Annotated in this window: 24 protein-coding genes; 4 read left to right on the forward strand and 20 right to left on the reverse strand. The window is 53.6% G+C overall.

Features of this window, described 5'->3' with window-relative positions; all coding sequences use genetic code 11:
• Positions 1–89: 89 nt before the first annotated feature.
• From IRJ17_RS19340 to IRJ17_RS19390, 11 genes are all read right to left on the reverse strand, one after another.
• Positions 90–716, reverse strand: coding sequence for a LysE family translocator (locus tag IRJ17_RS19340; RefSeq protein WP_122963414.1), 627 nt, complete (start codon positions 714–716; stop codon positions 90–92).
• A 96-nt stretch (positions 717–812) separates the two neighbouring features.
• Positions 813–2,150: a sensor histidine kinase gene (locus IRJ17_RS19345; protein ID WP_242771606.1), complete on the reverse strand. Its 1,338-nt coding sequence runs from the start codon at positions 2,148–2,150 to the stop codon at positions 813–815.
• Positions 2,151–2,157: 7 nt separating this feature from the next.
• Positions 2,158–2,847 (reverse strand): response regulator transcription factor, encoded by a 690-nt coding sequence (locus IRJ17_RS19350; protein ID WP_122963416.1) that lies wholly within the window; start codon positions 2,845–2,847, stop codon positions 2,158–2,160.
• A 23-nt stretch (positions 2,848–2,870) separates the two neighbouring features.
• Positions 2,871–3,473: a TVP38/TMEM64 family protein gene (locus IRJ17_RS19355; RefSeq protein ID WP_122963417.1), complete on the reverse strand. Its 603-nt coding sequence runs from the start codon at positions 3,471–3,473 to the stop codon at positions 2,871–2,873.
• 131 nt (positions 3,474–3,604) lie between these two features.
• Positions 3,605–4,096 carry a GyrI-like domain-containing protein gene (locus IRJ17_RS19360; protein WP_242771608.1) on the reverse strand — a complete coding sequence of 164 codons (492 nt, stop codon included), beginning with the start codon at positions 4,094–4,096 and terminating at the stop codon, positions 3,605–3,607.
• A 74-nt stretch (positions 4,097–4,170) separates the two neighbouring features.
• On the reverse strand, positions 4,171–5,115 hold the full coding sequence (locus IRJ17_RS19365; protein ID WP_242771611.1) for a helix-turn-helix transcriptional regulator: 945 nt from the start codon (positions 5,113–5,115) through the stop codon (positions 4,171–4,173).
• A gap of 112 nt (positions 5,116–5,227) precedes the next feature.
• Positions 5,228–5,437 (reverse strand): hypothetical protein, encoded by a 210-nt coding sequence (locus IRJ17_RS19370; RefSeq protein WP_122963420.1) that lies wholly within the window; start codon positions 5,435–5,437, stop codon positions 5,228–5,230.
• Positions 5,438–5,513: 76 nt separating this feature from the next.
• Complete coding sequence (eutC, locus tag IRJ17_RS19375; RefSeq protein ID WP_173598725.1) at positions 5,514–6,347, reverse strand: ethanolamine ammonia-lyase subunit EutC; 834 nt, start codon at positions 6,345–6,347, stop codon at positions 5,514–5,516.
• A 22-nt stretch (positions 6,348–6,369) separates the two neighbouring features.
• Positions 6,370–7,731, reverse strand: a complete 1,362-nt coding sequence (locus IRJ17_RS19380; protein WP_122963422.1) for an ethanolamine ammonia-lyase subunit EutB — start codon at positions 7,729–7,731, stop codon at positions 6,370–6,372.
• Positions 7,732–8,029: 298 nt separating this feature from the next.
• Positions 8,030–8,419, reverse strand: a complete 390-nt coding sequence (locus IRJ17_RS19385; protein WP_242771614.1) for a response regulator — start codon at positions 8,417–8,419, stop codon at positions 8,030–8,032.
• Positions 8,420–8,684: 265 nt separating this feature from the next.
• The gene (locus tag IRJ17_RS19390) at positions 8,685–9,125 is read right to left on the reverse strand and encodes an Rrf2 family transcriptional regulator (RefSeq protein WP_122963424.1); all 441 of its coding nucleotides are present in this window, start codon (positions 9,123–9,125) and stop codon (positions 8,685–8,687) included.
• A gap of 155 nt (positions 9,126–9,280) precedes the next feature.
• On the opposite strand from IRJ17_RS19390, the gene IRJ17_RS19395 reads away from it, so the two are divergent.
• Together IRJ17_RS19395 and IRJ17_RS19400 are read left to right on the forward strand one after the other, a co-directional pair.
• Complete coding sequence (locus IRJ17_RS19395; RefSeq protein ID WP_242771617.1) at positions 9,281–10,567, forward strand: acyl-CoA thioesterase/bile acid-CoA:amino acid N-acyltransferase family protein; 1,287 nt, start codon at positions 9,281–9,283, stop codon at positions 10,565–10,567.
• A gap of 433 nt (positions 10,568–11,000) precedes the next feature.
• Positions 11,001–11,339: a histidine triad nucleotide-binding protein gene (locus IRJ17_RS19400; protein ID WP_242771620.1), complete on the forward strand. Its 339-nt coding sequence runs from the start codon at positions 11,001–11,003 to the stop codon at positions 11,337–11,339.
• Positions 11,340–11,356: 17 nt separating this feature from the next.
• Here IRJ17_RS19400 and IRJ17_RS19405 read toward each other — a convergent pair whose 3' ends face one another.
• Positions 11,357–12,334: a YpdA family putative bacillithiol disulfide reductase gene (locus tag IRJ17_RS19405; RefSeq protein WP_122963427.1), complete on the reverse strand. Its 978-nt coding sequence runs from the start codon at positions 12,332–12,334 to the stop codon at positions 11,357–11,359.
• 151 nt (positions 12,335–12,485) lie between these two features.
• On the opposite strand from IRJ17_RS19405, the gene IRJ17_RS19410 reads away from it, so the two are divergent.
• On the forward strand, positions 12,486–14,090 hold the full coding sequence (locus IRJ17_RS19410; protein ID WP_242771623.1) for an S-layer homology domain-containing protein: 1,605 nt from the start codon (positions 12,486–12,488) through the stop codon (positions 14,088–14,090).
• 105 nt (positions 14,091–14,195) lie between these two features.
• Here the strand turns inward: IRJ17_RS19410 and IRJ17_RS19415 are convergent, their stop codons facing one another.
• The 5 genes from IRJ17_RS19415 to IRJ17_RS19435 all read right to left on the reverse strand — a co-directional run bounded on the left by IRJ17_RS19415 (position 14,196) and on the right by IRJ17_RS19435 (position 18,528).
• Positions 14,196–14,669, reverse strand: coding sequence for a GNAT family N-acetyltransferase (locus IRJ17_RS19415; protein ID WP_122963428.1), 474 nt, complete (start codon positions 14,667–14,669; stop codon positions 14,196–14,198).
• Positions 14,670–14,726: 57 nt separating this feature from the next.
• The gene (locus tag IRJ17_RS19420; RefSeq protein WP_173598838.1) at positions 14,727–15,533 is read right to left on the reverse strand and encodes a TrmB family transcriptional regulator; all 807 of its coding nucleotides are present in this window, start codon (positions 15,531–15,533) and stop codon (positions 14,727–14,729) included.
• A 153-nt stretch (positions 15,534–15,686) separates the two neighbouring features.
• A complete protein-coding gene (locus tag IRJ17_RS19425) occupies positions 15,687–16,649 on the reverse strand; it encodes an L-threonine 3-dehydrogenase (protein ID WP_122963430.1) in 963 nt (320 codons plus the stop codon).
• Positions 16,646–17,839: a glycine C-acetyltransferase gene (locus IRJ17_RS19430; RefSeq protein ID WP_173595882.1), complete on the reverse strand. Its 1,194-nt coding sequence runs from the start codon at positions 17,837–17,839 to the stop codon at positions 16,646–16,648. The genes IRJ17_RS19425 and IRJ17_RS19430 overlap by 4 nt, the downstream gene beginning before the upstream one ends.
• Positions 17,840–18,150: 311 nt before the next feature.
• Positions 18,151–18,528 carry a (2Fe-2S) ferredoxin domain-containing protein gene (locus IRJ17_RS19435; protein WP_122963431.1) on the reverse strand — a complete coding sequence of 126 codons (378 nt, stop codon included), beginning with the start codon at positions 18,526–18,528 and terminating at the stop codon, positions 18,151–18,153.
• A gap of 173 nt (positions 18,529–18,701) precedes the next feature.
• On the opposite strand from IRJ17_RS19435, the gene xerS reads away from it, so the two are divergent.
• On the forward strand, positions 18,702–19,814 hold the full coding sequence (gene xerS / locus IRJ17_RS19440) for a tyrosine recombinase XerS (protein ID WP_122963432.1): 1,113 nt from the start codon (positions 18,702–18,704) through the stop codon (positions 19,812–19,814).
• A gap of 100 nt (positions 19,815–19,914) precedes the next feature.
• Here xerS and IRJ17_RS19445 read toward each other — a convergent pair whose 3' ends face one another.
• The 3 genes from IRJ17_RS19445 to IRJ17_RS19455 all read right to left on the reverse strand — a co-directional run bounded on the left by IRJ17_RS19445 (position 19,915) and on the right by IRJ17_RS19455 (position 22,267).
• Positions 19,915–20,808 (reverse strand): manganese catalase family protein, encoded by an 894-nt coding sequence (locus tag IRJ17_RS19445; RefSeq protein WP_063227078.1) that lies wholly within the window; start codon positions 20,806–20,808, stop codon positions 19,915–19,917.
• A 68-nt stretch (positions 20,809–20,876) separates the two neighbouring features.
• Complete coding sequence (locus IRJ17_RS19450) at positions 20,877–21,125, reverse strand: YuzF family protein (protein ID WP_122963433.1); 249 nt, start codon at positions 21,123–21,125, stop codon at positions 20,877–20,879.
• 308 nt (positions 21,126–21,433) lie between these two features.
• On the reverse strand, positions 21,434–22,267 hold the full coding sequence (locus IRJ17_RS19455; protein WP_122963434.1) for a transglycosylase domain-containing protein: 834 nt from the start codon (positions 22,265–22,267) through the stop codon (positions 21,434–21,436).
• Between the last annotated feature and the right edge of the window lie 43 nt (positions 22,268–22,310).

Genomic DNA, 22,310 nt, shown 5'->3' on the forward strand with positions numbered 1-22,310 from the left:
CGTGCTTTTTCGTGCTGTCGCACTGTGCAGTTGCCTTGCCAGCGGCTGTGATGGCTCTAGCGACCGCGAACATGCGGCTGCGGCCAACCTCACTTTTGTTGCAGAGCTACTTTCAAGCCAAGCAAAATGTAGACGGAGCCGATGATTTTTCCGCTCCAACGGCCGAGCCAGGAGATGCGCTTGACCAAGTGCCCCAGCGGACGAACCGACAGGGCGATCAGCGTCGTGTAAAAAAATCCGAGAATCGCAAAAATCAGTCCCAGGATCAAAAACTGCACCACAGATGCTCCCCGCTCGGGATGGACGAACTGCGGCAAAAACGCGAGGAAAAACAGGGCTGTCTTCGGATTCAACAGCTCAGCCACGATTGCTTGCATATACGCCTTGCCCGGCGGCAAAGGCGACACTTTCGGCAGCTGCGGATCGCTCGGCTTTTCCATGATCGCCTTGATGCCCAAATAGACGAGGTACACAGCCCCGGCGATTTTCACGATGTTGAACGCCCATGCCGATGTCATCAAGATCGCCGACAAACCAACCGCGGCAAAAATCGTGTGAATGAAATCGCCCGTCGCGATCCCGAGTCCCGCCATGATGCCCGCCCGACGGCCGCCCTGAACAGTCCGTGTAGCCGTCAGCAGCACCGCAGGGCCGGGAATTAAAAAAAGGCCGATCACGACCGCCAAAAACGTGCTCATTGTCGCCAGATCAAACAAACAGCTCCCCTCCTCTTTCTCTCTCGTTGTCTATGGATGCTCTCATTATATCGCGCCGCGAGATTCGTGGCGACAGGATCATGTGCTTACAACCGCCTAGCGCACCGGAAACAGCAGCGTAAACACAGTTCCTGCACCGAGGTTGCTTTCCACCGTAATCGTCCCGCCGTGCGCCTCCATGATCCCTTTGGCGATGGTCAGCCCCAGACCGGCTCCTCCCCGCTCTCGCGCACGCGAGCGATCTCCCCGGTAAAACCGTTCAAAGACGTGCGGCAGATCAGCCGGAGCGATTCCAGAGCCGTTGTCCCGTACGTCCAGCCTGACGGAATCTGCTGATTTTGCAATCGTCACGGCTATGCGGCCGTTCGGCGCTGTATGCTTGCAAGCGTTCGTCAACAGGTTGGTGATGACTTGCACGATTCGTTGCCTGTCGCCCGTAATCCACGCGTCCTGTCCGCCTTCCAGTTGAAACTGAATCGCGGAACGGGCAAAAGCGACATGCATCGCTTCGCTGACTTCCTCCACGATGGCCCGCAGCAAGACTGGTTCGCGGCGGATCGGCAACGCTCCCGCTTCTACCTGGATCACCTGATCCAAATCGTTCACCAGCCGAATCAACCGCAAAACTTCCGCGCGCGTACGCTCCAGATGCTTCGGGCTCGCTTCCCAGATTCCGTCGATCATCCCTTCCGTTTGCGCAAGCAGCGTATTGAGCGGAGTGCGCAGCTCGTGGGCGATGTCCGAAGTAAGCCTTTTGCGCAGCTCTTCCTGCTCGTTCAGACTCGCCACCAAATGGTTGAACGCCAGCACGAGGGAAGCCATCTCGTCTTTTTGTTCAGGCGCAGGCACGCGAACCTGCAAGTTCCCTCTCGCTACTTGCTGCGCGGCCGCACTCACCTGCTCAACCGGACGGACCATGGAGCGAGCCAGCGGGATACAGAGCAGCACAACGAGCACGAGCAGGACTGCCGTCGTCCAAATCGCCGTATTTTTATGAGCCCATTGGAAATGTCCTTCCAGCGCCTTGTACGCATTTTGATCCTTGTGGCTGATGCCGATGCGCCCCACAACTGTCTGCTTGTCATCGTACAGCGTAATCGATTGGGTCGCACGGTCGAAGTCCGCTCCGGCACCCGTGACTTGCCCCCATTCCCCCAGCTTGCTTCCCTGCGGATCGTACAGGACGAGATGCAAACCCAACACAGAGGAGATCGCTTCCAGCTGCCAAAAGGCTTGCCTGTCCCAGCCTTTGCTGTTCCGGTAGGCTGTCAAAGCTGCCTGGACAATCTCCTCGCTCTGTTGGCTCTTTACTTCATCCGTGTACATCAAAAAATGATCGTCCATCTCTTTGACGGCAAGCAGCGTCGTGATCAGGACGGCCCCCACGCCTACTGCCATGAAGGCGAGTGCCAGCTTCAGCCAAATCCGTTTCATCCGAACCTCATTTCTTCACCGGAACGTCAAACCGATAGCCCAGCCCGTATATCGTTTTAATGTAGACAGGCTGCTTCGGGTCGTCCTCGATTTTTTGCCGCAAATTTTTCACATGCGTGTCAATCGTGCGATCGTACCCTTCAAAATCGTAGCCAAGCACCTCGCGCACAAGCTCGTCCCTGCTCCACGTACGCCCAGGATGGCGAGCCAGCGTCGTGAGCAAGCGATACTCGTTCGGAGTGACGTCCAGCGCGATGTTGTTTTTGCGAATCGTTTTGTCGCGAATGGAAATGATGAGCTGCCCTGCCGCAAACTCATCGCTCAGGGCTGAATAATCACCCGCTCGCCGCATGACAGCACGCACACGAGCAACCAGCTCGCGCGGACTGAACGGCTTGATCAAGTAGTCGTCCGCACCGATCTCCAAGCCATGAATCCGGTCTGCCTCCTGACTTTTTGCGGTCAGCATCAAAATCGGGACGCGGGAATGCTTGCGAATCCGCCGACAAACCTCTTCCCCGCTGACATCGGGAAGCATCAAATCGAGAATGATGCAATCGACCGCAGCCGAATCGGCGATCTGAATCGCGGTTTCGCCTGTCATCGCGGTCAACACGTGGTAGCCGTCTTTTTGCAAATACGATGTTAAAATTTCCAGGATTTGCGTCTCGTCATCGACCAGCAAAATGGTTGACATGCCCTGTCCTCCTTTCCTCTCTTTTACGGCTGCTCAGATTGCCCGGTTTGCTCGGATTGCGCTGGTTTTCGCCGCCAGAAAAGCAGCAGGACAAGGGCGCCCGCCACGAGAGCAAGCAAAAGCCGCAGCTTGTTTTCCCCAAAGTAGATGAGATCGTGTCCGACGAACGTCTCAAACACCATCGAAGGCACTTTTCCGAGCAATGTCGCCAGAAGAAAGTCAGCGAACGACATATTCGTCATGGCTGCGCCGAGATTGATCACACCCGAGGGGATCAGCGGATTGAGCCGCAACAAAACGACAGCGAGTGTCTTCTTGCCTCTCGTCGCGCCGTTGATAGCCGACACCCATTGGAATGACGCCAGTTTCTGTTTTTTGTCAGCTTTTTTGATCACATAGCGGTAGAAGAAAAAGGCGATCCCCGCACCCAGCACCTCCCCAGTCAAAGAGATGAAAAAACCGCCGTACAGGCCGAAGACAACCGCATTTGCCCCGGACAAAAAAATCGATGGCAGCACACCTGCCACGCTGATCACGATATTCAGCGCGATGCTGCCGACGATCGCAAGCACGCCCCAGGAGCGAATCCATTCGGCCAAGCCTTCTATATTCATCAACCAATCCATCTACGCATACAGACTCCTCTCACATGCTGTTCCTATAAGCGTATACGAAACTTGTGAAGAAATCATGGAAAAAAACAAACAATCGCTTCCGACGGGGGAAGCGACTGAGCGAAGAAACCATGTGCAAAAAACTACTCGTCGGCGATGCCGATGTAAATATCGATCTGCGCCTGATTCATGTCCGCGCAACGCACGCCATCGTACAGCTCAAAATCGGCGACAAACGTCCGTGTTACACCCGGCTGCTGGGACCATTCCCATATATGCTTCCACGCTTCCGTGATCACTTCCACCGTCGGGCCGACTCTTGTCGTAAAGACGGCATACGTGGAAGCAGGAATCTCCTTCACAGTCAGTTCAGCAGGCAACGGCGCTTCTGCCTCGACTTCTTTTCCGACGAGCAGGGAATAAGCCCCGTTCTCGTCGCTCTCGTAGTCAGCGTAGACGCCAAACACGACAGCAGGGTCCTTTTGTCCTGGCGTACTCGCCGGATAGCCTTCCTGGTAATAGCGATTCCATAGCGCTCCAATTTTCGCGTTTGGCCCGCACTCCGCTTCATTGGTTGTCCGTATTTGCAATCCTGCTACACGCATGTGGCCCAGTTTGACGATTTTGGGGTTCATATTGTTGCACGCTCCTGTCCGGAAAAAGTAGCTTACATCGTCCAGTATAACTGCCCTACCTTGACAACTGTTTGTCAACGTTCCGGCTCATCCCCATAAAATGCCGCTATTTTTTTGGCGCTATCCGCGATTCTTTGCCGGATGTGAGCTGGCTCCAGCACCTTCAGACTATCCCCGTAGCTGAGCAGCATGCCTGCCAGCCATTCATCGTCTGTCATCGTCGTGCGAACCGTCATTTCCCCATCAGGAGCCGTCTCGATCGATTGCGGATCAAACATGTCTCTTACCCGGACGTGAGCGCGCGGAGCAAATTGCAGAACCAGCGCGATTCGTTCCCCGCAATTCCACTGCTCTTCCCATTGCAGCTTTTCCAGCTGGCAATCACGGGCGGCAAACTCCTCCGGCAAAAGCGCCAGATCAGCGATGCGCGACAGCCGAAACAGCCGAAACTCTTGCTTGCTTTGGCAAAAGGCGTACACGTACCAGACGTAGCCTTTGATGATCAGCCTCACTGGCTCGATGACCCGTTCGCTCGACTCGCCCTGCATTTTCGTATAGACGATTTTGACTCGCTTGCGGCACAGGATCGCCTCGCGCAAGCTGCTCACTTTTTGCTCGATGGCCGGAGTGCTGCCCCACGGATTGAAGTCGTACACCACCGGATGCTTCCCGCCCTGAAAGGCAGACGGAGCCGTTGCGAGCAATGCCTTGATTTTTTCCAGCAGTTGACCGATTTGCTTGTCGTCTGTGGAAGAATGCACGCCTTTCAAAGCGGCAATCACGGCAACCAGCTCGTCGGCCGAAAGGTATTGCCGATCGATCGTAAAGTTTTCCATGATTTCGTAGCCTCCGCTTGTGCCCGGATAGGCAACAATCGGAATGCCCGCCGCATTGATCGTCTCCAAATCACGGTATACGGTGCGCAGCGACACTTCAAAATGGTCGGCAAGCTCGCGAGCGCTCATTCGCCTTTTGTTCAGGAGCATCATGACGATCGCCAGCAATCGTTCTACTTTCAAATCTCGTTCCACCTTTTTTCGCTTCCAGAGGAGCCTATTTAAAAAGGAGAACCCGCAGCAAATTGCCCTGCTGCAAATTCTCCTTTGTTCGTTCTTTCGTTTGGAGGAAAAACTAGACACCCATACGTCTGCGCTGATTGTTTGGCTTCTTGGTCAGCTGGCTTTTCATCGATTGGTTTTTCGCTTTTTGGTTCACAGGACTGTTTGCTTGCGCCTGTGCCTGTTTCTTTTCCGCCAATTTGCGTTTCATCGCTTCCTGGAGACTGATTTTTCCCGGTTTTTCTTCTTTCGTTTCCAGTTCGTTTTGGTTTGGCTCGGTCATGCGTAGCAACTCCTCATAGAAATTGGTTATCTTCTATGTATTCTAGTGCAAGACCGGAGGATTCGCCAGTAGTAATCTAGCCGTTTTTGGCGCGAAGCTGCATATATTTTACGCCGCTCGCCTGATACTTCAAAATTTCCTCCAAAAGCTCTGCAAGATAAGCTCCTGCTTCAATCGGCAGAGTCCCGCCCCGGTGAATATTAGAAATAACCGTACGATCCGATTCTACCGTATTCGCATCCGGTTTGTAAATCATGTAAGCGCTGAGACTTTCTGCCGTCGCGAGTCCCGGTCTTTCCCCGATCAGGGAGATGACGACTTTGCAGCCGACGATTTTGGCGACCTGATCCTGAATCCAGACGCGGCCTTTGTTGATGAAGATCGGCTTGCCCACGCTGATGTTGCGCATCGCCAAGCCTTGTTGCAGAGCGGGCAGCAAATCGGGAATGGTCGCTTCGCAGGCAGACGTGCTAAGCCCGTCGGAAATGACGATCTGCACGTCTTTTCCTTTGTCGCCATGCTGTTCCAGCCACTTCGCCGATTCATCGGACAGCATTCGCCCCGAATCGAGGTTCATCAGGTACTCCTGCATGCTTGTCGCCCTGGAATGCAGCTCAGGAAGTTGCAGACGCGCAAGCCATTCCGGGCTGATTGCTTTCATCACCGCGTCATGTGCTGCCGCCTGGTCGATGCGGAACTGCAAGTAGCTGGTCGTTTTCATCCGCGTGCCTGTCCGGCCGATCCCGATCCGCGCCGGAGTTCTGTTCATCGCCCGCTCCAGCGCTTCCGGATTGTGCGGATTGTCTACCCCGCGCACTTTTTGCTCCGGGAAGTGAATGACTTCCTGCGTCTTTTTGGAAAGCTCATCCATGACCCGCTGGACAAGGTCATCCATGTTGATCTGTCTCATCGTGTTTGCCCTCCCCCAATCGTTAGTCGAACACCGATAGATCGCCCGCACGCTCTGTCAGCCGCCCGTTTTCCATCAGTCCCATTTTTTCCATCCATTTTTCAAACTCGCGCAACGGACGCAAGCCCAAAAGCTCGCGGTAGCTGGCATCGTCGTGATAGCTCGTATCCTGATAGCTCAGCATGACGTCGTCTCCGCCCGGCACACCCATGTAAAAATTCGCTCCGCCAAGCGTGGTGAGCATTCCGGCGATCTCCTGGTCGTTTTGGTCCGCGTACATGTGGTTGGTATAGGTAGGGGCAATTCCCATCGGCAGGCCGTGCAGCTTGCCCATGAACAAATCTTCCAGATCGGCGCGAATCATTTGTCTGCCGTCGTACAGCGTTTCCGGCCCGATGAAGCCCGAGACGTTGTTGACCATGAACGGCTTCCAGTGACGGCAAAAACCGTATGTGCGCGCCTCCAGCGTCTGCATGTCCACTCCTTCGTGCGAGTCCAGCGACACTTCCGAGCCTTGCCCGGTTTCAAAATACATCACGTTCGGTCCCGACGCCGTACCTTTGCGCAGCATCAATTCCATTGCTTCATCCAGCAAATCTTTAGAGACGCCAAATGCGTCATTCGCCCGCTGCGAGCCAGCCAGACTCTGGAACATCAAAGAGATAGGAGCGCCGCCGCGCAGCGCCTGCATCTGGGTCGTAATGTGGGCGAGCACGCAGTTTTGCGTCGGGATCTCCCATTTTTGCATAAAATCGTGGGACATTTTCAGCAGCTTGATAACGCTTTCAACGGAATCGTTATTCGGATTGATTCCGATAACAGCATCCCCGGAGCCGTAAGACAAGCCCTCTTTCATCGAGGCGAGAATGCCTTCCGGATCGTCAATCGGATGGTTGGGCTGACAACGGAACGCCAGTCTGCCCGGCTCGCCGATCAGCGTGTTGCAATACGCCTGGTGCTTCATTTTTTGCGAAGCCATCACCAGGTCAATGCTGGACATCAGCTTGGCTGTAGCAGCAATCATCTCGCTCGTCAGACCGCGACTGATGCGGGTAAGCTCCGGCATGCCCGTCGAGAAGGACAACACGTACTCGCGCAGCTCGCCCACTGTCCAGTTTTTGATTTCCTCGTAGATCGACAAGTTCAAATCGTCGTAAATAATCCGGGTGACCTCATCCTTTTCGTACGGAATCACCGGATTTTCGTAAATGTCCTTGAGTTGGAGCTCGCTCAGTACGACTTTGGCTGCCATCCGCTCCAGTGCGGAATTTGCAGCAAGTTTGCTCATGTGGTCGCCTGACTTCTCCTCGCTCGCTTTGGCCAATACATCGCGAACGGATGTGAACTGGTAATGTTCTTTACGGATGACGCATGCCAATTTCATCTCGCTTCACTCGCTTTCTTTGGTGGAACTTTTTGTCCGCCCGACATTCTTTGAGTGAAAACGGCCATCCTGCATACTTTCGCGTTTCTCCCCGGAAAAATTCGTGTGAGACCAGCTCATCATTGAGCAACCGCGTTCGTGCGGATGATATTACCCAAAATATGCCTGGCGGGGATATGCTTGCTGCTTTTCGAGCGCGTCGTTGCGCTTGTTTCTTTCGTCCGTATACGTCAAAAAGACGCCTGGAAAAGGAGACGGTCATCCGTCTTCATTCAAGCGCCATTGCTTTTGTTGCGATTCACTTTTCAAGCGTATGCTGTTTTTTCAAAAGGAGCGTTTCCACCGCCGGGAGAAATTCCTCCTCCATGACCGGCTTGACCAAAAACGCGCAAACTCCTTTTGTTTTCGCTTTTGCTACCACGTCTTTGTGACTGTATGCCGTTAACAGGAGGATGGATGCATCCGATTGTCCTCTGATGATCCCTGTTGCCGTCAATCCATCCATAACAGGCATTTTTACATCCATGATGATGAGGTGCGGGTCCCACAGTTGCGTCAGAGCAACGGCTTCCTCGCCGTTCTTCCCGTCAGCCACAACGTTGTAGCCTTGTTCCTGCAACATCTCGACCAGGTCCATTCGCGTGATGGGGTCGTCGTCTATGATTATGATTCGGTAACGCTGACGCAATACTCCACCTCCCGCTAAGAGAATGGACGTGCCAACTGCTCATCATACGGTCAAACCTGCAACCGACGCCGTTGTCGGGTTTTTTTGCAGCTTTTTGAATACTCTCATTATATCTTATTACCGTTGGCTATTTCTACCCTTAATCCCGTCCTTTGCCGCCTGCCGTCCCGTTTTTTCAAAGCGGCTTGCTGATTTTCTATCGATCCTCGCGACCGCAGAAACGACCTGGGCATTCCTTCCGTTCACCGTCGCACTAGCAGACTTTCTACTTGGCCTGCTCCGTAATCTTTTGCCGCAAATCCGAGACTAGCTCCTGCATCGTAACGCTTTGCAAAATCGCTTCCATCGCATGCTCGGCACGAAGCAGGATCAATTCCAGGACGAACTGGATGTTCGCCCCCACCGGACAGGCTGGATTCGGCTGGTCATGAATGTGAAAAAGCTGGCCTTCTTCCACGACCTCAACCGCCCGGTAAATGTCGAGCAAGGTAATGCTCGCAAGCTCTTTGGCGAGTGATGCGCCGCCTGCTCCGGCCCGGACGTTCACCAGGCCCGCCTTTTTCAATTGGCCGAGTACCCGGCGGATAATGACCGGATTCGTATTCACGCTTCCGGCGATCCACTCGGACGTATGATGGGAGTTTGCATCGATAGAGAGAAGTGATAGTATATGAACCGCAATGGAAAAACGGCTGCTGATTTTCATGTCGGTCACCCTTTCGTTGTAATGATTATAGTTACACCTTCATTTGGAAGTCAAGTTAACCGTTCCGTCACATTTGCTGCTGTGGCGCATTTGTGAATTCTACTATAATTACGGTGTCATAAAATCCCATATTGTTGATGAGGAGTGTTGACTGTATGATGCATCCACAGATCGATGTTTCACCAGCAACGGCCTTGCTCGATGTTCCTGTCCATATTACACTAAGCGGTTTTCAGCCGCATCAGTTAATCACGCTCAACGCTACCCTGACGAACGGATTGCCAGGAGGAGAACTGACAGCGTCTTCCCATGCGATTTTTCAGGCGGACGAGAACGGCTCTGTTGATCTCGTCTCCCAGGCTCCCTTGTTCGGAACGTACGAAGGAATCGATCCGATGGGGCTTTTCTGGTCGATGAACGTGCAAACACTGCGCTTTTACAGTGCCTATTCACTCGATGACTTCCAGTTTACTCCCCGCTCTACCGAGATTCACCTGACGGCAGAAGTCAATCAAAAACCAGTCGCCAAGGCTGTTGTCAAACGCGTTTTCGTTTCCCGCGACGTCTCGATTACAAAAGTCAAGGAGGACGGCCTGGTCGGTCTGTTTTTCAGCAAGCCTCACCCTGAGCCGAAGCCTGCCGTGCTCGTCCTGGGAGGCAGCGAAGGCGGGATCGGCTCCTGTTCACAATTTGCCGCCTTGTTCGCCTCTCACGGCTATCCGGCGCTTGCTCTCGCCTATTTTCAATGCGACGACTTGCCGACGGACATTCAGCAAATTCCGGTTGAATACGTCCAGCGCGCCGTGCATTGGCTCAAGCAGCAGCCAACCGTGCATCCTGACAAAATAACTGTGTTTGGCCGCTCCAAAGGCGCCGAGCTGGCCTTGGTCACCGCTTCGCTCGAACCGGATATCCACGCCGTCATCGCATCCAGCCCCAGCTCAACCGTCAACATCGGGACAGACAGGGCTTTTGCCGATTCCGAGATATTTTCACCGCAATCGTCCTGGTCGTTTCGCGGCGAACCTCTGCCATTCGTTTCATGGACAGAGGAGCAATCCCGCCAATTCCGCGAGCTGCTCGATGCCGGACAACGCATCGATCAAATTCATAAGGACGCGTGGCGCGCCTGCGAGTGGCTTGCGGACGCCGAAATTCCTGTGGAAAAGATCAACGGCCCGATTTTGCTGCTTTCCGCTGACGACGATCACTGGTGGCCTGCTGCCGAACATTGCGAGCGCATGGTAGCACGGCTGAAGGCCAAGCAGTTTGCCCATCCGGTCGTGCATTTGCGCTACGCCGACACGGGTCATGGCATTCGGTTTCCGTACATTCCTACGACGCGAATCGCACAGAACGGAGGAACGCCGAAAAACAATGCGCAGGCGTCCGAGCATTCGTGGAAAGAAGTGCTCGCGTTTTTGGAAGAAACGTTTGCATGACCGCATAAGCACATGCTTTTTCTTGCCCGCTTACATAAGCTGTAGAGAACAGCTAGTCATGACTTTTCAAAAACGGCGGTGAAGCCATGTGAACTGGAGAAGGCAAGGACAGCTCAGGCGATTCACAGCAAGAATCGGGCAAACTTTTCGCATGACGCGCTGGAAGTTGACACGCTCATGGAGCAGCTTCCGGCATCCTGGCAAAGTTTTGCTGCAAAAATGCTATGCGCTCCTCAGAAGAATGTATAAATAGATTTCCCCTCTTCCCGCAATGGGTGGAGGGTTTTGTTTTTTCGCAAGCAAGATCGCAGCATAAGCGTCGGAAGCTTCCCTCCCAAAAACTTCCGCCTCTCCAACAGGTAAAGCCTACTCCCGTGACGAAGTAGGCTTTAGACATGTGACTATTCAAATTTCAGAGAGGATGAAAAAACAAATGGATTGCCTTTTTTGCAAAATCGTCAACGGTGACATTCCCTCCAAGAAAGTGTACGAGGACGAGCATGTTCTCGCTTTTCATGACATCAACCCTGTCGCGCCAGTCCACGTGCTGGTCATCCCGAAAAAACATATCCAGTCCGTAATGGCGATTGAACCGGAGGACAAAGAGCTGATCGGCCATCTGCACCTCTCCTTGCAAAAGGTAGCCGATACCATGGAGGTAACCGAGTCCGGCTTCCGCGTCGTGACGAACATCGGAAAACACGGACAGCAAACGGTGTTCCACCTGCACTACCACCTCATTGGCGGCAGACAGCTGGAGTGGCAGTTCTAGCACGAATACATTTTTCGTCAGGCGTTGTTTTGCGAGACGATGTGGCGGGCGATCCCTTCGCCGTGAAATCTGCCGTTTTCGATGAAAATGGCATTGGCGTGGTGGCCCGCCGCAATCACGCCCGCTATGTACAGACCCGGAACGTTCGTTTCCATCGTTTCGGGATCATGGGCTGGCACGCCTGTCTCCTCATCCGTCTGCACGCCGAGCGACCGCAGGAACGTCCGGTCGGGACGATAGCCGATCAGCGCGAAAACGTGATCGTTGGCAAGCGTAATCTCACCGTCAGCCGTATTGACGTGAATCGCCCGTTCCTCAATAGCAGAAACCGTCGCTCCGAAAAACATTTGGATGCGGCCTTTTTTTATGAGACTTTCAAACACCGGACGAGTCCACGCCTTGACTTTGTCTGACAGCTCGGTTCTGCGGCAGATGACGGTGACATGCGCCCCTGCCCGTTCCAGTTCCATCGCGGCGTCTACAGCGGAGTTGTTGCCGCCCACAATCGCCACTTGCAAGCCGGCGTACGGGTGCGCTTCCTTGTAAAAAGAAGAAACTTTCGGCAAGTCTTCCCCCGGCACGTTCAACCGATTCGGATTGTCGAAGTAGCCAGTAGCGATGACCAGCTTTTTCGCTTCGTAGTGATGTGTCTTGGAAAAACGGTCCGTCGTCGTAACGTGAAAACCTTCTCCCACGCGCTTCGCTTCTGTCACGGTTTCGTATACGTGCACGCGCAAGTCCTCGCGGGAGGCTACCAGCCGATAGTAATTGAGCGCTTCTTGCCTGGTCGGTTTATCGTTGGCTGTGGCAAAAGGAATGCCGCCAATCTCCAGCAAGTCCGGCGTGCTGTGAAAAACCATGTACGTCGGATAGCGATAAATGGAATGCACAAGCGACCCTTTTTCAATAATGAGCGGATCAAGTCCGGCTTTTTTGCAAGCGATGGCTGCTGCCAGACCGCAAGGCCCGCCGCCAATAATCAGTACGTCTTCCATTTCTCTTCCGCCTCACTTCTTCATTTCTCTCTCTTCTCTTTCCAATCCTTATCATACCATATCGGAATTTCCGCAAAAGAGTTCCCGGCTGTTCTCTTACCAATAAATGACCAATGAAAGATTGGTTATGTCTCCTTATACTGGATGTATGATGAAAACACAAAACATACATATTTGGTTGGTTTCTCTGGCATTTCTGACATACTGCCTGACTCTGGCTGTCGGCGTCCCTGCCTCAACCGCTTCCACAAAAGCGTTGAAGGACATTGCCAACAGCTACGCCAAAGAGCAAATCCGCTCCTTGCACGAGGCAGGTGTAATCGCGGGAGATGAAAACGGCTATTTCCATCCGACTCGTCCGGTCACTCGTGCCGAGTTCGTCGCGATGCTGACACGCACGCTGGGCATCCAGCCTGTTGCGAGCAACATCCCCGCTTACACCGATGTCGCGAAAAATTCCTGGGCGTACGGCTCGGTGCAGGCAGCGGCTGCGGCAGGCATCTCAAGCGGGATCAGCGCTACTGCCTTCGGGCCGAAACGCACGATCTCGCGCGAAGAAGCAGCGACTTTTCTCGTGCGGGCTCTCGTGCAAAATGTTCCGGCACAAGCCAATCCAGCCGTCAGCGACGCCGCTTCCATCTCCAGCTGGGCAAAAGCTGCGGTCGCCAAGGCGCTCCAGAACAAGTGGCTCGTCGGCTACGAAGGCAACTTCCGTCCGAACGATGCCTTGTCGCGTGAAGAGACAGCCGTCATTTTGCAGCGTATTTTGACCGAGCTGAACAAAAAACCTGGTACGTCAGCGCCGCTGGTTTCGCTTGGCTGGCAATACCAGTCCACTACGGACGAGTTTATTGCCCAAGTCAAGAAAAGCGGTGTCAACACGCTGTCGCCACGCTGGTACTTCCTGCAAAAAGACGGTACGGTCAGCGACTTTTCCGACGCTGCCCTCGTTCACTGGGCACACGCAAACGGCAAACAGATCTGGCCTTTGTTCGGAAATCGCTTTGATTCCGCCGCCACACATGCAGCGCTGTCCAGTGCGGACAAGCGCAAGGCAATCGTGCAAAAGCTCGCTGCCTTTGTGGACAAGTACGAGCTGGATGGCATCAACGTTGATTTTGAAGGCTTTTCACCTGCTGACCGCAACAACTTCACGCTGTTCATCCAGGAGCTGTCAACTGCGCTGCAAACCAAAGGAGCTGTCGTCTCCGTCGATATTCCACCTGATACCAAAACCGATTGGAGTGAACCTTACGACTTTGCCAAACTGGCAAAAGCCGCAGACTATTTGATCGTCATGGCTTACGAGGAGCATTGGGTGGGTGGCCCGAAAGCCGGCTCCGTCGCTTCGCTTCCGTGGTTGAAAAAAGTGACGGAAGATTTGTTGGATGATATTCCGGTGCAAAAATTGATCGTCGGTTTGCCGCTTTACACCAGAGACTGGTATCAGGCAAAAGGCGGCGTGCAATCGACCGATATCAGCATCCCCGAGTCATATCAGCTGCTCTCGCAATACAGAGCGAGCACCAAATGGGATGCGAGCCTCGGACAGTACCGCTCTGCGTACAGCAAACAAGGGGTGACCCATTCGATTTGGCTGGAAGAAAGCCGTTCGCTGGGCCTCAAGGTTCAAGCAAGCCTGCAATGGCAAATCGGCGGTCTGGCTTACTGGTATGTAGGCTCCGAGTCTACCGATGTGTGGCCGGCCATCGCCAATGCGATCAAGCTGAAACAGGTGCGAGCCAAACTTTCCTGACGGACAACAGCAAAACCGCCTCCGCTGACGATACGTGCAGCGGAGGCGGTTTATTTTGTGAGAGCGGGGGTGACCACGATCATACGCAACCTCTAGCCTAGCGCACTAACGCAATTTTCGCTCCATGAACATGGCGCCTTCCAGCGGGTTGTAGATGTAAGGCGTCGTCTCGGAAAACCCGAACGCCCGATACAACGCCTGCGCGCTCGTCATCGTCGCCAGCGTATCGAGCCGCATGAAATCGTACGGAAGCTGTTCCGCTGCCTCAATCACTTTTTGCACGAGCGCCCTGCCGATTTTCAACCCGCGATATCGGTCGCGCACATACAGTCTTTTCATCTCGCAAATCCGTTCCTCGCTTTTGCGCAGGGCGATGCAGCCCGCTGCTTCTCCGTCTACCAGCGCGAGGATCAGCACCCCATCTGGAGCCGCATACTTCCCAGGTAACGATTCGCATTCTGCTTCGAAGTCCTGAAAGCCCAGGTCAAGCCCGAGCGACTCGGTGTATTCGCGGAAAAGCTGCTTCACGCTCTCCAGCTCTGCCTCGTGTTCTTCTGTCACATAACGAAATTCGATCATCTGTTCTTTCCTCTCCTGCCTGTCTGTTTTGTCTGTCTCGATGTGAAAAATCGCTGCTTATTTTCTTGCGCTGTGAACGATATACGCCAACCGTTCATCGCTTTGGCAAAAGTCTGCCAAGTTGCCAACGCCCCATTTCGCACTCACTGCTTTCAGCGTCATATCGTGGCGAATGTACTCCTTGGCAAGCAAAATCAGCATCGGGTCTGTCGTCTGAATCGCTTGCGGCACGCGGCCATCGAGGAAGCTGGCGATCAACACCTGCTGGTCGTCCTGGATCACGATGGTCAGTCGCTGGCCCATGCGCCGTTTTTCGATCGCGGAAGTTTCTTCGTGATAGAAGGCGTTGCCGAAAGAAGCCGTTTTTTGATCGGCAAACAACAGGGAGAACAGCCTGATTCCTTGCGCTTGTGCCGCTTCGGCCGCCCCCTTCAATTCATCCAGCTCCTCGTCCCACGCCGACAGCCACACTTCCTCTTTTGCATGTGTGAGCAAGCTTTGCATAGCGGACAAAATTTTCGCCCGCTCCTCCATATGCCTGATCACGTGAACCTCCACCGGCTTTTCCATCGCTTGCAGCTCTTGCTCCAAATAGTCAATCGTCTCGACATGCTGCTTTTTCAGATTCGCCATCAGTTCCTTGATCGGCACAGGCCGATACGTTGGCGGCTCTGTCCGCAGTTCGATGACAGCCTGCTTGCTCACCAGCTTGGCAATAACCGCGTACACCATCGACCTAGGAACCCCGCTCTTTTTGCTGATTTCGTACCCGTTTTGCAGCGGTTCTTTCAGCAATGTCACGTATACTTTTGCTTCATTTTTGGAAAAACCGATTTCCTCAAACTTGTCCAGTAGCAGCTCCATAACAACACCCTTTTTAGTTGTAATAGATATGACTACTATAACTCAATCCGTTTGACGAAGCAACCTGATTCGCGCTGCTCCGGCCAATGCCATAAAAAAACCGCCGCTTTGCCTGTTACGCAAAGCGACGGTTTCCTCTTTGATGCTATTCGTTTAGCCAACCTGCTGTAGCAGCTTTCCCCGCAGTTTGGTCAGCATGTCTTCGGTCATTTTTTCGAGATCAAATTCGGCTTTGAAGCCCCACTCATTCATCGCTGCTGTCGCGTCAATCGAGTTAGGCCAGCTGTCGGCGATCGCCTGACGCACCGGGTCTACGTCGTACGAGAGCGCAAACGTCGGGATGTGCTTGCGGATCGCTGCCGCTACATCTTCCGGCTCGATGCTCATCGCCGTTACGTTGAACGCGTTGCGGTGAATGAGCTTGGATGGGTCTGCTTCCATCAACGCGATGATCGCGTTCAAAGCATCGGGCATGTACATCATGTCCATGTACGTGCCTTTGCCGATGTAGGAAGTGTAAGCCCCGTCGAGAATCGCTTTGTAGTAAATATCTACCGCGTAATCGGTCGTTCCCCCGCCTGGAGGCGCCACGTAGGAGATCAGTCCCGGAAAACGAACGCCGCGCGTATCGACGCCGAACTTTTGGTAGTAGTAATCGCACAGCAGCTCTCCGGACACTTTGTTGACCCCGTACATCGTCGTCGGGCGTTGGATCGTATCCTGTGGCGTGTTGTCTTTTGGCGTGGACGGCCCGAATGCGCCGATGGAACTAGGGGTGAAAAACTGGCAGTTCAGCTCGCGAGCTGCTTCCAGTGCGTTGACCAGTCCGCCCATGTTCAGGTTCCAGGCAAGCAGCGGTTTCGCTTCAGCGGTAGCCGAAAGCAGTGCAGCCAAATGCATGATCGTATCGACCTGATGGGTTTTCGCCAGCTCGAACATGCGATTTCCGTCCGTTACATCCAAAATCTCGAATGGCCCGGAATCCACCACAGGGTCAGCTTCTTTTTTGCGGATATCTGTCGCGACAACCTGATCGGCTCCGTAAACTTCGCGCAGCTTCATGATCAGCTCAGAACCGATTTGCCCCAATGCTCCCGTAACTAATATCTTTTTCATGACAGGATCCCCATTTCTTTCCCAACTTTTTCATAGATGCCAAGGGCGCGATCCAGCATTTCCTTGGTGTGAGCGGCAGTCGGCATGTTGCGTACACGTCCTGTTCCTTTTGGCACGGTCGGGAACACGATCGCCTTGGCGTACACGCCCGCTTCGTACAGGCGTTTGCTGAACTCCTGTGTCTGTTGTTCGTCGCCAATGATGCAAGGCGTGATCGGTGTTTCGCTCGCTCCGATGTTGAAGCCAAGCTCTTTCAAGCCTTTTTTCAAATAGTGGCCGTTATCCCACAGCTTGTCGTGAAGCTCTGTGCTGCTTTGCAAAATTTCAATAGCGGCGATGCTTGCAGCCACGTCGGCTGGCGTCAATGCAGTGGAGAACAGGAACGGTCTGCTGCGTACTTTGAGCCAGTCAATCAACTCCTGGCGTCCAGCGACATAACCGCCGACTACCCCGATCGCTTTCGAGAGCGTACCGATCTGGAAGTCAATTTTATCGGACAAGCCAAAATGCTTGACTGTTCCAGCGCCTTTTCCGAGCACGCCGGAACCGTGAGCATCATCTACATACGTAATGAGGTCAAATTCTTCGGCCACCTCGACGATTTCCGGCAGCTTGGCAATATCGCCATCCATCGAGAAGACGCCATCGGTGATGACCATCAGTTTTTTATATTTACCGGACTCTTTCGCTTCTCTCGCCTTGGCGCGAAGGTCGTCGATGTCGGAGTGGTTAACGCGAATGATTTGCGCGCGCGACAGACGGCAGCCGTCGATGATCGACGCATGGTTCAGCTCGTCTGACAAAATCGCATCGTCCTTGTCCATCACGGCAGAAATAGCTGCCATGTTGCAGTTAAAGCCGGACTGATAAGCGATGGCTGCTTCTGTATGCTTGAAGGCAGCGAGTTTTTCTTCGAGTTTGACATGCAGATCAAGCGTACCATTGATGGTGCGAACCGCCCCTGCTCCAACTCCGTATTTTTGCGCAGCAGCAGTCGCCGCTTCGATCAGGCGCTGGTCTGTTGCCAGTCCCAAATAGTTGTTGGAAGACAGGTTAACCAGTTCTTTTCCCGCAATGGTGATGACAGGGCCGTTTGCGCTTTGCAAAGGATCGATGACGTTGTACAGACCTTTGCTTTTCAAATCAGCCAGATTTTCGTGTAAAAAATGCTCCAATGTTTTGCTCGCCAACGAGAATCCCTCCAGCATCCAGCCATCGGGCCTTACATCTGACCATCGTGGAAGTAATTCCCACGAAAACAAATGTGCACCCTGCGCGGACATATTTTTCTTATGAAAATCCCTTTAAATCAACCTTATTTACTAATAGGTTACCACCATTTTCTTTAAATGTCCATATCACAAAGACATATTTGATGACGCTTTCAGGCAAATCGCAGAAAGACCTATTCCTACATAAGTTCTCCTTTTGTTGGAATCTTAGACAAAAGCCGCGCAACAAAAAACCACCCTCCTCTTTTCCAGTGGAGCGTGGCTCTTGCTTACTTTTTCGCTTTGGCCGATTTCAACATCCCCGGTTTGGCATCGGATGTGCGGGCAAATCCATCCCCTGCAAAGCGATGCGTCATCAAAGCTTCGATCGGTTGACCCAGGCGAAAATGCTGATCGACCATCTGCTTGGCGTCTTCCGGGGTCACGTTCTGATACCAGATGCCTTCCGGATAGACGACTACGACACAGGCATCCTCACAGCGCCCGTTGCAGCGCGTGCGGCTCGTATGTACATAGTCGTCCAGACCAGCCTCGGTGATCGCTTCCCGGAGCGCTACCGTCACTTCCTCGCCCCCGTTGCGCATACAGCTCCCGCCATTGCAGAGCAACACATGGTGACGCGTTTGAGACAAATCCCACGTTGCCAATGAACATTCCTCCCGCGAAATAATCGTAACGATTACGTTTTATTTACTTTTCTACTTTACTTTTTCTCATCATGACTGTAAATAGCGCAATTTGCAATTCCCAGAACGTTTCCTTTTTGCTAGAATATATGTTCGTATACAACTATTCCAATCTTTGGAGGGCGGTGGATCACATGTCCGTAACCAAGCAGCGAGATGCCTTGCAACTGCTCCAGACAATCGGGTCTTTTCCCTGGTATGTAGAAAAATTTATCGACCATAAAAAGACGAAAAAAAGCTCCCCTTCCACCTTGCTCGGGTATTTGCGCGACATCGCCTTTTTCTTTCGCTGGATGATGACAGAAGGTTTGACGCAGGCGACAGAGCTCAAGGACATGCCCCTCTCTGACCTGAACGAGCTGAAAAAGGAGACGATCGAAAGCTACGTCTTGTACTTGCAAGAATCGCATTTGTACGAACGCGCCGCCCTGCTGACCAACCCGACGCGCAGCGCGAAAAAAGAGTACAGCGACCGGACGATCAGCCGAAAAATTTCCAGCCTGAAGTCGTTGTTTCATTATTTAGCGGCGCTGGCGGAAGACGAGCATGGCGAGGCGTATTTGAAGCGCAATGTCCTGGCCAAAATCGAGCTGGACGCAACAGAGATGACACCGCTCGCCCGCGCCCACGCCATCCGGGCCAAAATTTTGATCGACGATGAAATTTATCAGTTCGTCGATTTTGTTTACAACGGCTACCTCGCCCACTGTGACACGGAAAAAAAGCGGCAGTACCACCTGCAAAATCGCGACCGGGATACGGCAATGATCGCGCTGATTCTCTCTGGCGGGTTTCGCGTCTCGGAGATCGTCAGCCTGGACTTGTCCGACATCGTCATGGAAAAAAATCAGTTGAAAATGATCAGAAAAGGCAAGAAGGAAGACGCTCCCTTTTTCAGCGACTGGGGCAAGGAGTATCTCGGCCGTTACCTGGCTCTGCGCGACAAGTATCATCCTGGCTCCCAGGAGGACGCTGTTTTCCTCGCCGTATCGCCAACGAAGCCGCACGGCCACCGAATCGAAGTGCGCTCGGTACAAAAGCTGGTCAAAAAATACGCGAAAGCATTCGGGATCCCTGATCTGTCCGTCCACAAGCTGCGGCACAGCTTTGCCACCCAGTTTTTGCGGCTGAATCCCGACCCTCACCAGCTGCAAGCGCAGTTGGGACACTCGAAAATCGAGACGACGATGCAATACGCCCACGTCCTCGAAGATGCGCTGGAGAAAGCGGTCAATCGCACAACCTGACCTGACTCCCCTAAAAAAGCAATCGACCAATCAGCCCTCGCCCTGGCGAACTCAAGCTGATTGGTCTTTGTTTTGCCTTTGCGTTCATCCTCTTTTTCCCCTACAGCCCGGCTGATCGCTGCAACCGTTTGGCAATTTCCAAAAAGTCTTCCCGCGACACCCCTGGCGCAAACTCCTCCGGCAATTCATCCAGATCGGGAACAGGCCCGCCATCCGGGACGCCTTGAATGACCTCCGCGGTTGATCCGTCCGGCAAAGGTCCGCGCCAGATCATCGCGATATCCTGATAGTCCTGGTAGCTGAACGTAAACAGCTTGCGGTTTAGCCCCATGGCAATATACGGATGAGTCGCGTCAAACTGCTCGTTGTCCAAGTCCGGGACAGGAAGCATTTTCGTCAAATCGACTCCCGTAGCAATTTCCAGCGCCTTGGCGTAGGCCACCACATGCACGCCGCCTCTGACGAGCAAATAGCCAATCATCGCTCGTGCCGTCGGGTGATCAGTCATCTGGTACACGCGCATTTTGTGGGTGCGCGCCCCGCATTCGAGAAAAAAGTTGTGCAGCAGATCAAGCACGAGATTGCCGCTGGTGAACACGTAGTCGCCCGTCCACGATTTGCCCATCGAATCACCGGGCAGCGCGGTCTGTGCCGAGGCAATGAAATGATATGTGTTGCGCTTGTTCAAGCCGTTGGCGAGCGGTGTAGTGTCGGGATCGCCAGGCCGCGTAATGCCTTTCATGCACAAGTTGATCGCATTGGATACCAGCTCGACGTGCCCTACCTCTTCTGCCGTGATGCTCGCGACGAGGTCGTAAAACGGCTTCAGCTTTCTTTTCCCGCGAAAATTGAACGATTGATACAAATAGTTGTTCAAAGTCGACATCTCGCCAAAACGGCCGCCCAATAGCTCCTGGACGGCCGCAGCGGCGTTGGCGTCTCCGTATTCCGGCTCCGGAAGCTCGATAGCCAATCGGTTAATCCGTGTAAACAACGCGATTCCCTCCCCCGTCATCCTCCTGTCTTTACTGTTTTATGAGGGGGAAAGGTTGTATCATGTCACTAACTCGGCATGACCCAGACGATTTGCTGTATGCGCACGAAAAACGTAGAGCCGCCGACTCGCAAAACGACGTGGTCGGGCAGGACGTTGACTACGTTTCCTCGGAGGTTTCCTTGCGTCGTTTGGATGGTAACATCACGCTGCACAACGCCTAACAACGTTTGATACACGAACGGGTCAATCAACGACGTCATCGACGGGGTGTTTGATCCCGGCTGGGACTGGGGCTGATATGGATACGCACTCATGACACTCGTGGCTCCTTCCTGTAATTCCTCCCCTTACTTTATGCAGCGTTCGGGATATGGGTGAGAGCACAGCTCATCCATGCCGCACGCTCTGCGACAGATGAGTGAACAGCTACAACCCCTACTGCCTGCCCTGTGACTGATGAGCAAACAGCTACAACCCTACTGCCTGCCCTTCGACAGATGAGTGAACAGCAACCCTGCCGCCTCCTCTGTAACTGACGAGTGCCCCCCCGCAAAAAAAGCCCGGCCCCCTGCCTTTCAGACAGAAGACCGAGCCTCGCTTCATTAATCGTGTAAGGATGGAGTTACAGCGAAGACTTGCCCTTGCTGTTTTTCGCTCCCGTAACCACTACGCTTTCCAGCTTGGCCGCTTTGAGCGTCTCTTGATCGATGAGGTTCAACTCCGCCATTCTGTTCAGGACAACGGCCTGGCGGGACTTGGCCTTTTCCCAATGCTTCACAGGCGAATACGCTTCCGGCGCCTTTGGCAAAGACGCGAGGATCGCGGTTTCCCCGATCGTCAGCGGAACTTTTCCCCCTGCTGTTGCCGCAGATTTGTTGAAGTAAAACTGGGCAGCTTCGCCGATGCCGTAGTGCCCGTGTCCGAAGTAAATCACGTTCAGGTACATTTCCAGCAGCTCTTTTTTGCTGTAGCGCTGTTCCAGTTGCAAGGCAATCGCCATTTCCTTGACTTTTCTGCCCATCGTTTTGTCATGGGTCAAAAACAGGTTGCGGGCGAGCTGCATCGTGATCGTGCTGCCCCCCTGCACGTAGGCACCTTCGCGAACATCGATCCAGATCGCCCGGGCAAGCCCGTACGGATCGACTCCCGGATGCTGCATGTACCGATGATCTTCAATTGCCACGAACGACTTCCAGACATAATCAGGCATCTCGTCGAGCTTGACGTAGGCACCGTGAGCCGGGTGCTGCACAGCCGCCAGCTTTTGGTCATCGATCCACCAGTTGCCGGCCCAGGTCAAGACAACCGGAGTCAAAATCGTGACAATCAACATGAAAACGAGCAAAATGCCCGCTCTTTTTTTCCACGACCATGCCCGCTTTCGCGCTGGCTGGTTTACGGTTGCTGCTGCATATGGATTCGCGTTTCCCCCTACCGGGACGGAAAGCTGGTTCATGCTACATTCCCCCTTGCCTTGCAGTACACCTTCATTGTAAGGA

Source organism: Brevibacillus parabrevis, from assembly GCF_022701015.1.
Lineage (GTDB): Bacteria > Bacillota > Bacilli > Brevibacillales > Brevibacillaceae > Brevibacillus > Brevibacillus parabrevis.